At 31.3% G+C, this 11,964-nt stretch carries 11 protein-coding genes, 4 tRNA genes and 2 other annotated features; of the genes, 14 read left to right on the top strand and 1 reads right to left on the bottom strand.

Annotated elements, in window-relative coordinates:
- The first annotated feature begins 65 nt into the window (after positions 1 to 65).
- From RSA29_RS09435 to RSA29_RS09420, 4 genes are all read left to right on the top strand, one after another.
- A tRNA-Asp gene (locus RSA29_RS09435) sits at positions 66 to 142 on the top strand.
- 21 nt (positions 143 to 163) lie between these two features.
- Positions 164 to 239, top strand: a tRNA-Phe gene (locus RSA29_RS09430).
- Positions 240 to 247: 8 nt separating this feature from the next.
- A tRNA-Gly gene (locus RSA29_RS09425) sits at positions 248 to 322 on the top strand.
- Positions 323 to 326: 4 nt separating this feature from the next.
- Positions 327 to 400, top strand: a tRNA-Cys gene (locus tag RSA29_RS09420).
- Positions 401 to 668: 268 nt separating this feature from the next.
- Here the strand turns inward: RSA29_RS09420 and RSA29_RS09415 are convergent.
- Positions 669 to 1,373, bottom strand: a complete 705-nt coding sequence (locus RSA29_RS09415) for a DUF6873 family GME fold protein (protein ID WP_346943912.1) — start codon at positions 1,371 to 1,373, stop codon at positions 669 to 671.
- 182 nt (positions 1,374 to 1,555) lie between these two features.
- On the opposite strand from RSA29_RS09415, the gene ytxC reads away from it, so the two are divergent.
- The 10 genes from ytxC to zapA all read left to right on the top strand — a co-directional run bounded on the left by ytxC (position 1,556) and on the right by zapA (position 11,906).
- Positions 1,556 to 2,479 carry a putative sporulation protein YtxC gene (ytxC, locus tag RSA29_RS09410; RefSeq protein ID WP_346943913.1) on the top strand — a complete coding sequence of 308 codons (924 nt, stop codon included), beginning with the start codon at positions 1,556 to 1,558 and terminating at the stop codon, positions 2,477 to 2,479.
- Positions 2,480 to 2,515: 36 nt separating this feature from the next.
- Positions 2,516 to 2,625: a sequence feature (ribosomal protein L20 leader region), on the top strand.
- A 22-nt stretch (positions 2,626 to 2,647) separates the two neighbouring features.
- Complete coding sequence (gene infC, locus RSA29_RS09405) at positions 2,648 to 3,175, top strand: translation initiation factor IF-3 (protein WP_346934179.1); 528 nt, start codon at positions 2,648 to 2,650, stop codon at positions 3,173 to 3,175.
- A gap of 19 nt (positions 3,176 to 3,194) precedes the next feature.
- Positions 3,195 to 3,392, top strand: coding sequence for a 50S ribosomal protein L35 (gene rpmI / locus RSA29_RS09400; protein ID WP_346934178.1), 198 nt, complete (start codon positions 3,195 to 3,197; stop codon positions 3,390 to 3,392).
- 27 nt (positions 3,393 to 3,419) lie between these two features.
- Positions 3,420 to 3,779 (top strand): 50S ribosomal protein L20, encoded by a 360-nt coding sequence (gene rplT / locus RSA29_RS09395; RefSeq protein ID WP_346934177.1) that lies wholly within the window; start codon positions 3,420 to 3,422, stop codon positions 3,777 to 3,779.
- Between the two features lie 212 nt (positions 3,780 to 3,991).
- Positions 3,992 to 5,359, top strand: a complete 1,368-nt coding sequence (locus RSA29_RS09390; RefSeq protein WP_346943914.1) for a TrkH family potassium uptake protein — start codon at positions 3,992 to 3,994, stop codon at positions 5,357 to 5,359.
- Between the two features lie 13 nt (positions 5,360 to 5,372).
- Entirely contained in the window at positions 5,373 to 6,032 is a 660-nt protein-coding gene (locus RSA29_RS09385; protein ID WP_346943915.1) for a TrkA family potassium uptake protein, read from the top strand.
- Between the two features lie 11 nt (positions 6,033 to 6,043).
- Positions 6,044 to 6,835 carry an RNA methyltransferase gene (locus RSA29_RS09380; protein ID WP_346943916.1) on the top strand — a complete coding sequence of 264 codons (792 nt, stop codon included), beginning with the start codon at positions 6,044 to 6,046 and terminating at the stop codon, positions 6,833 to 6,835.
- A 133-nt stretch (positions 6,836 to 6,968) separates the two neighbouring features.
- Positions 6,969 to 7,185: a binding site (T-box leader), on the top strand.
- Between the two features lie 252 nt (positions 7,186 to 7,437).
- Positions 7,438 to 8,457 carry a phenylalanine--tRNA ligase subunit alpha gene (gene pheS, locus RSA29_RS09375; RefSeq protein ID WP_346934173.1) on the top strand — a complete coding sequence of 340 codons (1,020 nt, stop codon included), beginning with the start codon at positions 7,438 to 7,440 and terminating at the stop codon, positions 8,455 to 8,457.
- 18 nt (positions 8,458 to 8,475) lie between these two features.
- Positions 8,476 to 10,854, top strand: a complete 2,379-nt coding sequence (pheT, locus tag RSA29_RS09370) for a phenylalanine--tRNA ligase subunit beta (protein WP_346943917.1) — start codon at positions 8,476 to 8,478, stop codon at positions 10,852 to 10,854.
- A gap of 395 nt (positions 10,855 to 11,249) precedes the next feature.
- On the top strand, positions 11,250 to 11,906 hold the full coding sequence (gene zapA, locus RSA29_RS09365; protein WP_346943918.1) for a cell division protein ZapA: 657 nt from the start codon (positions 11,250 to 11,252) through the stop codon (positions 11,904 to 11,906).
- Positions 11,907 to 11,964 lie beyond the last annotated feature (58 nt).

The raw sequence follows: 11,964 nt of genomic DNA, 5'->3' as shown, positions 1-11,964 counted from the left end.
GCATCTGCCTTACAAGCAGAGGGTCACAGGTTCGATCCCTGTTGTGACCACCATTGTCTTAATGTGGCCCAGTGGCTCAGTTGGTTAGAGTGCCGGCCTGTCACGCCGGAGGTCGAGGGTTCGAGTCCCTTCTGGGTCGCCATTTAAAAATTTCTTTATGTTTGGCTCGATAGCTCAGTCGGTAGAGCAGAGGACTGAAAATCCTCGTGTCGCTGGTTCGATTCCTGCTCGAGCCACCATTTATTAAGCGGGAGTGGCTCAGTGGTAGAGCGTCACCTTGCCAAGGTGAACGTCGCGAGTTCGAATCTCGTCTTCCGCTCCAATATGGCGCCATAGCCAAGTGGTAAGGCAGAGGCCTGCAAAGCCTTTATCCCCAGTTCAAATCTGGGTGGCGCCTCCATAAAAGGCAAGTAATATATTATTACTTGCTTTTTATTTTTGAATTTTATTTTTAGTTTTGCATTATAAATCAAGTTATAAGTTTAATTATTAAAAAATGAATTAAAGATTTTAGCAAATCATTCTAAACTTTAAGCTTTAAACCTTTAGACCTTTAGACCTTTAGACCTTTAATTCTAAATTCTAAATTTTAAATTTTGAATTCCGAATTTTAAATTATCAAACCCCATCACTTCTAATATTAAATTAGAAGTGATGGGGTTAATTGTTTAAAGATCTATAAAAAAGATGCTACCTCGATCAATTAAAGGTGAGTTGCTTAAATAAATAGGGGTTATATTGTGTTTTTCGAGAAATGCCTTAACCATGTTTCCGTGGGAATAGGAATTTAAATTGCCATAAAAAACTATGGTATCAGAGTTTAACATGCCACAAGTACCGCCTATAAATCCATAGTCTAGACCAGGTAACAAGATATCACCTGGGGGAAGTAAAAGTACATCATAGCCTAAGTTGATCAGCGTAGTATAAATTGAATTATCAGAGGTTATAAATGCTTTTTCAGACAATATTACAGTGGAGCATTTTGTATAACCTTGATTTACATTGATGAGTTTTTTAGGCGCGATTTCTTGAAGTAGGCGTTTATCTGTATGATTTATATTGTGAAGAAAAAAATTCGTAGTATTAACTGCGTTTAAAATTATGTCTGATGGGTATTTTGGAGTTAGTAAACTTTGGCTTCTAAGGACTTCAATACCAAGAGCAAGAAGTTTTTTTTCGAAAAAATTGGAAGAGTTTTTATGGATAATAACTTTTCCATTATTTATAAAATGTAAGAGTATATCTGGATGGCCACATATTGCATCATATAGTTCATCACAAGGCTCGCAAAGAATTACATCGCAATTTAGAGCTTTTAAATTTAATATTTCATCAGAAGAGATTCTGGAATCAACAAATGCATATTTCAATTGTTATATCACCTCGTATTCTAATTTTTATCGTGATATCAAATAATATACCACAGATATTATAGAAGTTATAGAATAAATTGGCTTTTAAAACCTGAATATAGAGAAAAATAATAACATATAATATATATTAACTACTAGCTGAAAGGCGACATATGGCATACATCAGAAGAGGTGATTAAATGTTACTATTGACTATTATAAATAATAGCCATAGGGATTACGTGGTAAATCAAGTTCAAGGTATTTTTGATTATCTTAAGAAAAAGGGATTAGTTTTAAATATTAAGGTAGAACAAGGTGGAGAAGATGAGTTTATTGAAATATATGCAGAAAAAGATGAATGTACAGAAGAGGATAATAAGTGGTTTAACTATTGCATTTCGAATATTTTATATAGAGTCGTTATAGATGAATTTATTTCTAAACGGTTATCAAAATATTTAGGAGAAACTTATACTTTTCTTAATTATAAAGACATAAGTGTTGTTAAGGAAATGGTAGAAAAAGCTTTGAAGGAAGAAATGCCAATAGATGATGCTGCAATATTTTGTATGAACAAAAAAAATAATGTTTTAAAAAAGATAATAGTATGCTTAGAAGAAAATAATGAAATAAATGTGAAAGGCTTTTTAAATTTTAGGGCTAAGGAGTTTATGGTTGATGTTTATGGAATGATAGAAAAAACTATTGAGAAATATATGGTTGAGAAGGAGTATAATGAGTTTATAAGTCTTTTAAAATATTTTGTAGAGGTTCAGGAGAGTAAGTTAGATAGAGTGGATATTTTTATAGGAAGGGATTTAGGGGAATATATACTTAAAGATGAGTTTGGAAATGATATGATGAGAACATTACTCAGTGAACTTTGCGAAAATAAAAGCATAATAGAAGTTAGTAAAGATGACCTTGTAATTAGTGGATTGATAACAACGTGCCCTAAAAAAATAGTTATACACTCTGCTAATAGATTTAAAAATAAGGAGCTGTTAAATACAATACAAAGTGTATTTGAGAACCGTGTTGAATATTGTGAAGGATGTAATGAATGTTCCGTACTAAAAGAAAATATAAAAATCACTGTTGACAATAAGGTGAACCTGTAGTAAAATTTGATTTGTTAGTAGAAAAGTAAATAAATTATTAACAAGAAGAAACAGCCGTTTCTCACCTTACAGCAATGCTAGTAAGGTTAAAGATAATTACAATGATTGTAATAATAGGACGGCGTTTGCTGTCCTTTTTATTTTATATAAGGTTAATCAAAACCGGAGGTGAATGTTATCAGTAAAAATAAAGACTTCATGATGAATGAAGAAATAAGAGACAAAGAAATCAGAGTTATTAATTGGGATGGGGAAGCGTTAGGTGTAATTCCTACTAAAGAGGCATTAGAGATTGCTCAAAAGAAGGAATTAGATTTAGTAGTTATGTCGCCAAATGCAAAACCTATGGTATGCAAAATAATGGATTTTGGTAAATTTGTTTATGAGCAACAAAAGAAAGAAAAAGAAGCTAAGAAAAAGCAGAAAGTTGTTACAGTAAAAGAAATTAGATTAAGTGCAACAATTGAAGAGCATGATATCGAAATTAAAGCTAATAACGCTAGAAGATTTTTATTAGAAGAAGATAAGGTTAAAATTACTGTGAGATTTAGAGGAAGAGAAATTGAAAACTCACAAGTAGGACATAAGATATTAAACCTTTTTGTAGAGAAATTAGGCGATGTATTTATTATAGAGAAGCCAGCTAGACAAGAAGGAAGAAATATGATAATGATATTAGCTCCAAAAAGAGCATAACCGAGAGGAGGACTTTACAATGCCAAAAATGAAAACACATAGAGGTGCTGCAAAAAGATTCAAGAAAACAGGAACAGGTAAATTGAAAAGAGCTAAAGCTTTCAAGCGCCATATATTAACTAAGAAGAGTGCAAAAACTAAGAGAAATCTTAGAAAAACTGGGTATGTATCATCTACTCAAGAAAAAATAATGAAAAAATTACTACCATACTTATAGTATAAAGTTATCTAGGAGGTAAATATAATGGCAAGAGTAAAAAGAGCGATGAACAGTCGTAAAAAACATAAAAAAGTATTAAAACTTGCAAAAGGATACTACGGTGGAAAAAGCAAGTTATTCAAGACTGCTAACGAGTCAGTAATAAGAGCACTAAGAAATGCTTACGTTGGAAGAAAATTAAAGAAAAGAGATTTCAGAACACTATGGATAGCTAGAATAAACGCTGCTGCTAGACTGAATGACCTTACTTATTCAAAATTCATGAATGGAATGAAACTTGCTGGAATTGATATAAACAGAAAAATGCTTTCTGAAATAGCTATCAATGATCCAAAAGCTTTTACTGAATTAGTAGAAGTTGCAAAAAAACATATCCAAGGTTAATTTTAAAACATAAAGCTCTGCTTATGAAAAGAAAATTAAGTTTTTCTATAATATAAGCAGAGCTTAACCTTATTCAGATAAATATATAGTATAAAAATGTAGCTTGGGCTACATTTTTATACTATATAATATTTTATCTGTAAATGGGGAAAATAATAAGAAGGTTTATTCTTATTGAAGTTTTCTCATAATATGAAATAGAGGTGTTTTAAATGCAATTGAGAATGCGAGATATGTTTGGGATGAAAAAATTCACTCCAGTTCAAGTGATAGCAATAGGATTTGCTACTATAATTTTTACAGGAGCAGTGCTTTTAAGTTTACCAAGTGCAACTATAGACGGAATAAAAACGCCTTTTATTGACTGTATTTTCACATCTACCTCAGCTGTTTGTGTAACAGGACTAGTAACGGTAGATACAGGTACATATTGGAACTATTTCGGGAAGACTGTAATTCTTATTTTAATACAAATCGGAGGCTTGGGATTTATGTCCTTTGCCACGTTAATATCTATAATGATAGGTAAAAAGATAACCCTTAAAGAAAGATTAATAATAAGGGAATCCCTCAATTCTACATCTCTTCAGGGGATAGTGAAATTAGCAAGATACATAATTATGCTTACATTTTCAATAGAAATGATAGGCGCATTACTTCTTTCAATACAATTCATACCAGAATTTGGCCTTAAGAAGGGGATATATTATAGCATATTTCATGCCATATCAGCATTTTGTAATGCCGGATTTGATCTTATGGGTGGATATAATAGTCTTATGGATTATAGCAATAATGGATTAGTTATTATAACTATATCTTCACTTATAGTTGTTGGTGGCTTAGGGTTTTATGTATGGGATGAAGTTTATAATTATAGAAAAACAAAAAGGTTAACACTTCAAACGAAGCTAGTAATAACTATGAGTGTAGTTTTAATTGTCATTGGATTTATTATGTTCTTTATATTTGAATATTCAAATCCAAACACAATGAAGGATATGTCAATGAAGAATAAGCTATTAGCTTCATTATTTGCATCAATATCTCCAAGGACCGCAGGATTTAATTCTATAAATTTAGGGACTATGACTATAGCATCTACGTTTTTAACTATAATGCTTATGTTTATAGGTGGATCTCCGGGCTCTACAGCAGGCGGGATTAAAACATCAACTGCAGGGGTGTTATTTATGACTGTTATATCAATTTTAAGGGGAAGAGAAGATACAGAAATATTTAAAAGAAAAATAAATAAAGAAACTGTTTACAAAGCTTTTGCGGTAGTAGTGATTGCGCTAGGGTTAGTTTTATCAGTAACAATACTATTATCAATAACTGAAAGTGCATCAGGGTCACCTTTCGAATATTATTTATTTGAAGCAACTTCTGCATTTGGAACAGTAGGACTTACGCTAGGATTAACTCAGAAGCTAACGACTATAGGAAAAATTATAATTGCTATTACTATGTATGCAGGAAGGGTTGGACCACTTACATTATTATTAGCAATCGCTATGAGAAAAAGTAAAAAAGGGAATTCAATTAAGTATCCAGAAGATAAAATTTTAGTTGGATAGAGGGGGATATATTATGAGTAAGAAACAGTTTATAGTTATAGGATTAGGGAGATTTGGTACGTCAGTAGCAGAAACTTTATATGCACTAGGAAATGATGTTTTGGCAGTGGATATAGATGAGGAAGCAGTTCAGAATATAGCGGAAAAGGTTACTCATGCAGTTCAAGTAGATGCTAATGATGAAAATAGCTTAAGGGCGCTTGGAATAAGTAATTTTGATGTGGCTATAATTAGTATAGGGGCAGATATCCAAGCTAATATTTTATCGACACTACTAGTTAAGGAAATGAATGTTAAACATATAATAACTAAGGCTAATAATGCACTACATGCAAAGGTTTTATATAAAATTGGTGCAAATAGAGTTATATTCCCAGAGCGTGATATGGGAATTAGGGTAGCCCATAACTTATGTTCTTCAAGCATTTTAGACTATATAGAATTATCACCAGACTTTAGCATTGCAGAAATTGTAACACCTAAAGAGTGGGAAGGTAGTTCCCTTAAAGATTTAGATCTAAGGGGTCGGTATGGAATAAACGTAGTAGCAATTAAAAGAGATAACGATATTGATGTATCACCATCCGCGGATGAGATTATTAAAGGTGGGGACATAATAGTTGCCATTGGAGGAACTTCTGAGTTAAATAATATAGAGGGTTTAGTTAGATAGGAGAAATGTAAGTGCAGTTTATAACTAGTAAAGATAATAATACATTAAAAGACATAAAAAAAATGAAAGACAAGAAGTACAGATTTGAACATAAGAAATTCATTATCGAAGGGTTTCGATTTGTTGAAGAAGGTTTTAAATCAGACTTTGTAATAGATAAATTGTTAGTTAAAGAAAGTTCTCTTGAAAAATTTAGGGAGAAATTTGATTTATATTTAGATGATTACGAAGAAAAGGTCTTTATATTAAGCGATAGTTTATTTAAAGGGATTTCATCTACAGAGAATTCTCAAGGGGTATTAGCAGTTGTTAACATGGTTGATGACACGGTTGTAAGCAAAGATGGATTATATGTTTTAGTGGATAAAGTTCAAGATCCAGGAAACTTAGGGACAATAATTAGAACTGCACATAGTGCTGGTTGTAGTGGAGTTATCATGACTAAGGATACAGTTGATATATATAATGAAAAAACTCTTAGATCAACTATGGGTTCTATATTTAACATTTCTATAATTCATGATGAGGACTTAAGGATTACAAAAGAGCTAATAGCTAAAGGATTTAACTTAGTATGCAGTTCATTACAAACAGATAAAAACTTTTATCAGGTTAATCTAGTAGAAAATGCTATTATTGCTGTGGGTAATGAAGGGAATGGAATAAGTGATGAAGTTATGGAACTTGCAACTTCAAAGGTAAAGATTCCTATGTTAGGTAGTACAGAATCCTTAAATGTTGGAATAGCAGCATCTATAATGATTTATGAAAGTGTAAGACAGAAATTGATAAAGAATAGTTAATGATACTTGAATTTTTTCTGTATTATATGTATAATTATAAATTATAAATTATAAATTAAAAATTAAAAATTAATTATAATTTAAAGCTTTTAACTAGAATTTTAAATTCTTAATTTTAAATTTTCAATTAAATAAGTATACGATGACGGAGAGAGTAGATATATATTTTTATATAAGGGATAAAAAGCCATAGACTGAAAGCTTTTTTTATAAAAACTATTTCGAAGTTCACTTCTGAGTACTAATTATGAAGTAGTAGTAGTAATTAGCGGCAATAGTCGATAAATTTACTAAGAGGAATTTCATTTGAAGTTCAACTAGGGTGGTACCGCGGATATTCCGTCCCTTTTTTGGGGCGGTTTTTTTATTGCAAAAAAACATAATCCGTAACTAGTGATTTAAATCAATATTAGATTTAAATATGGCATTAGAGGGCATAGATATAGTGTAAAACAAGTAATGTAAAAATATATTGAGAAAATATAATTTTAGGTATTACACTTTGAAGAATGAAAATAAGTTATTAAATATAGTTGTTAATTATGGTGAGAATCTAGTTAATGATTAGATTACATAAAGAAAATTTGGAAAGGAGAAAGATTATGAAAGAACAATTAGAACAAATAAAAAAAGTTGCCTTAGAGCAGTTAAATGAAGTTACAGATAAAGTTGAACTTGAAAACCTAAGAGTAAAATATTTAGGGAAAAAAGGAGAGCTTACTGCAATTTTAAGAGGAATGGGAAAACTATCAGCAGAAGAAAGACCGGTTGTTGGTAAGGTTGCAAATGAAGTTAGAGAGGAAATAGAATCCGCTTTAGAAAGTAAGGTAGAGGCTATTAAAAAAGCTGAAACTTTGAAGAAGCTAAATAGTGAGGTTATAGATATTTCTATGCCTGGTAAAAAACAGGTTGTAGGAAAAAAACATCCTATTAACTTAACACTTGAAGAAATCAATAATATATTCTTATCTATGGGATTCTCCATAGAAGAAGGTCCAGAGGTTGAGACTGATTATTATAACTTTGAAGCTTTAAACATACCAAAGGATCACCCAGCAAGAGGAGAGCAAGATACATTCTATATAAACGATAATATAGTTTTAAGAACTCAAACTTCAGGAATCCAAATTAGAACAATGGAGAATCAAAATCCACCTATAAAAATGTTAGGACCAGGAAAGGTTTTCCGTTCAGATGCAGTTGATGCGACACACTCTCCAATATTCTATCAAGTTGAAGGATTAGTAGTAGCAGAAGGTGTTACTTTTGGAGATCTTAAAGGAACTTTAGAAATGTTTATACAAAAAATGTTTGGAGATGAAATGAAAGTTAAATTTAGACCACATCATTTCCCATTCACAGAGCCATCTGCAGAAGTAGATGCAACTTGTTTTGTATGCAAAGGTGAAGGCTGTAAAATCTGTAAAGGTAGTGGCTGGATAGAAATACTAGGTTGTGGTATGGTACATCCAGATGTACTTAGAAGAGGTGGAATTGACCCAGAGAAATACAGTGGTTTTGCCTTTGGATTTGGTCTTGATAGAATGGTAATGCTTAAATACGGAATAGATGATATAAGATTATTATACGAAAGTGATATGAGATTCTTAAATCAATTTTAGAAAGTAGGAGGAAAGATTATGAAGTATCCAGTTAAATGGTTAAAAGATTATGTTGATATAAATATTTCCCCTGTAGAACTTGGCGATGCTCTAACATTATCAGGTTCACACGTTGAAGAAGTTATACTTACAGGTGATGATATTACAAATGTAGTAACAGGAAAAATAACAAAAATAGAAGGACACCCTGATGCTGAAAAGTTAGTAGTGTGTGCTGTAGATATAAATGCTATGGAGCCAATACAAATAGTAACGGCAGCTACAAATATGAAGGAGCAGGACATAGTTCCAGTTGCACTTCATGGGTCAACACTACACGGTGGACTTAAAATCAAAAAGGGTAAATTAAGAGGAGTACTATCTAATGGTATGTTCTGTTCTGAAGAAGAACTAGGAATAGCAGGAGATGAACCAGTACATGGTCTTATGATAATGCCAGAAGATACTGAAGTTGGAGTAGATATAAAATCTATTTTACCACTTGAAAGTGCAATAATAGATTTTGAAATAACCTCAAACAGAGCTGATTGCTTTAGCATAATAGGTATGGCAAGAGAAACAGCAGCAACATTAGGGGTTCCTTACAAAATGCCAAACCTAGAGTATAAAACTACTGATGAGACAAACTTAACGGACACATATAAGGTAGAAGTTAAGAGTCAATTATGCAGAAGATATATGGCTAAAGGAATTAGTAATATAAAAATAGAGCCTTCACCACAGTGGATGCAAGAAAGATTATTAGAGGCTGACGTAAGACCTATAAATAACATAGTTGATATTACAAACTTTGTTATGTTAGAGCTTGGTCAACCACTACATGCTTTTGATGCAAGAGATATAGAATCAAATACTATAGTTGTTGAAACTGCGAAGGATGATGAGAAATTCACTACTTTAGATGGAGAAGAAAGAACTTTAGATAGTTCTATGCTTTGCATTAAAGATGGCGATAAAACTATAGGACTTGCAGGAGTTATGGGTGGTTTAAATTCTGAAGTTAAAGATGACACTACTATGATAGTTCTAGAAAGTGCAAACTTTAATGGTCTTAATATAAGACTTACTTCTAAGAAGTTAAATCTAAGAACTGAAGCTTCAGGAAAGTATGAGAAGGACTTAGATCCAAACTTATGTGAATTAGCGGTTAAGAGAGTTTGTGCCCTTGTAGAAGAATTAGGTGCAGGAACAGTTATGGCTGGAGAAATAGACATCTACAATGAAGTTAAAAAGCCACATGCTTTAACTGTAGACTTTAAATGGATAAATAAATTCTTAGGTAGCAGAATATCTCCAATAGATATGAAGAGATACCTAGATGGGTTAGATTTATTTACTGAGCTAGATGGTGATAATCTAATAGTTACTTGTCCAACATTCAGAAGCGACTTAAATATTAAAGAGGACATCGCAGAAGAAGTTGCAAGAATACATGGATACAATAACTTTGAAGCTACGATGCCGACATGTGAAGCTGTTAAATCAGGGAAATCTGAAAAGCATAAGTTAGAGGACAAAGTAATTGATTCATTAATTGCTAGTGGATACAATCAATCGATTAGTTATTCATTTGTAAGTAATAAAATATTTGATAAACTTTTAATTCCAGTAGATAGTGAGCTTAGAGATGTAGTAGAAATAAGAAATCCACTTGGAGAAGACTTTAAGGTTATGAGAACTACAACCATTGCTTCAATGATGGAATCTTTAGCTAGAAACTATGTTAAGAGTAATGAATGTGCTATGCTATTTGAAATAGGTAGAGTATATATTAAGAATCAGGATGAAACAAAACTTCCAGAGGAAAGAAATATTTTAACTATTGGAATGTATGGAGCAGGAGACTACTTAGAGCTTAAGGGTGTAGTTGAAAATATTTTAAATGATCTTGGTATAGATAATGCAGGATTTATAAGAGAAAGCGAAAACCAAAGCTTCCACCCAGGAAAAACAGCAGGATTAAAGCTTAGAAATAAGATAGTTGGAGTATTTGGTGAGATTCATCCAAATGTTAGTGATAACTATGGTGTAGATACAAGATGCTTTATTGCAGAATTAAATCTAGATATGTTAATGGATTGTGCGAAACTTGATAGAAGATACAAAGCGCTTCCAAAATTCCCAGCAGTAACAAGAGATATAGCAGTACTTGTAGATGATAGCGTTCTTGTACAAGAGATAGAAGACACTATCAAAAAACAAGGTGGAGGAATTTTAGAAAGTGCTAAACTTTTCGATGTTTACAAAGGAAGTCAAATTCCAGAAGGTAAAAAAAGTATCGCATACTCTATAATTTATAGACATGTAGATAAGACTTTAACTGATGTTGAAGTTAATAAGGTTCATGATAAAATCTTAAGAAGCTTAGAGCATAAGCTAGGTGCAGAGCTAAGATAACGTAGAATATAAGAAGTTAACAAGTTTTACGAAGGTAATAAGTGTATAAATTCTAATTCAAAATGCACAATTTAGAATCTAGGATTTAGGATTTAAAATAAAGGATAAAATCCTTAATGAATTTTAAAGAATGAAAACACTAAGTATGTAGCTAAATTACTACATACTTAGTGTTTTTCATATAGAAAATCAGATGAAAATTTATAATTATTATATAATAAATTAATTTATTGTAAAAAAAATGAAAATTTTTCATTAAAGTTAAAGTATATGGAGTATAATGTTGATAACTAATTGGTATATTTATTAAATACCTTATTTAATAAATATGTAATTTGTGTTAAAATGGAAATAAGTTTATATAGGTGTAAATTTATATTTAAGAGGGTGTTTACGTGAGCATTATAACAGTTAAGATAAATGGGATGGAGTACAACCTAAGAGGCGAAGAAAACGATGAATATTTACAAATGATTGGACAATATGTGGATAATAAAATAAATATTCTACTAGCTAAGAATTCTAAAATAAGTCGTCCAGATGCTACTATACTTGCGGCTATAAATTTAGGCGATGAGGTTTTTAAAAATAAAGAGGCTTACGAGAGAGCCAATGAAAATTATAAAATGATTGTAAGAGAACAAAAAGAGCTTATTTCTGAGCTTGAAGGAATAAAAAGAGATTTAGAAGCTTCGAGAAAAGAGAATGATAACTTAAAAGAATCCATGGAGACCTTAAAAGAAAATGCTGCAAGTAAAGAAGTGGAAAAACAAAATCAAGAGATAACTAAAGAGATTCAAAATCAAAATGCAGAGTTAAACGTTGAAGTTTCAGAACTTAAAGAGCAATTAGATATTATGGAGCAACTAGTAAGAGAGTTAGAGTATGATAATAAGAAAAAAAATGGGTCAAATAAAAAACTTTTATCAGAAAAAACAGATTTAAAATATCAATTACTTGCTAAGGTTGGAACTATAGAAAAACTTAACCATGAACTTGAACATAAAACTATTGAGTTGATGAAAAATGGACAAACATCTACAAGTAAATAGTGAAAAAGGTAAAATGTAAGGATACCAATATGATTTAATATTGGTATCTTTTGTGCTT

This window comes from Clostridium sp. (assembly GCF_036660475.1).
Taxonomy (GTDB): domain Bacteria; phylum Bacillota; class Clostridia; order Clostridiales; family Clostridiaceae; genus Clostridium_J.
The sequence above is the reverse complement of the archived record's forward strand: the minus strand, read 5'-3'. Positions and strand labels throughout refer to the sequence as shown.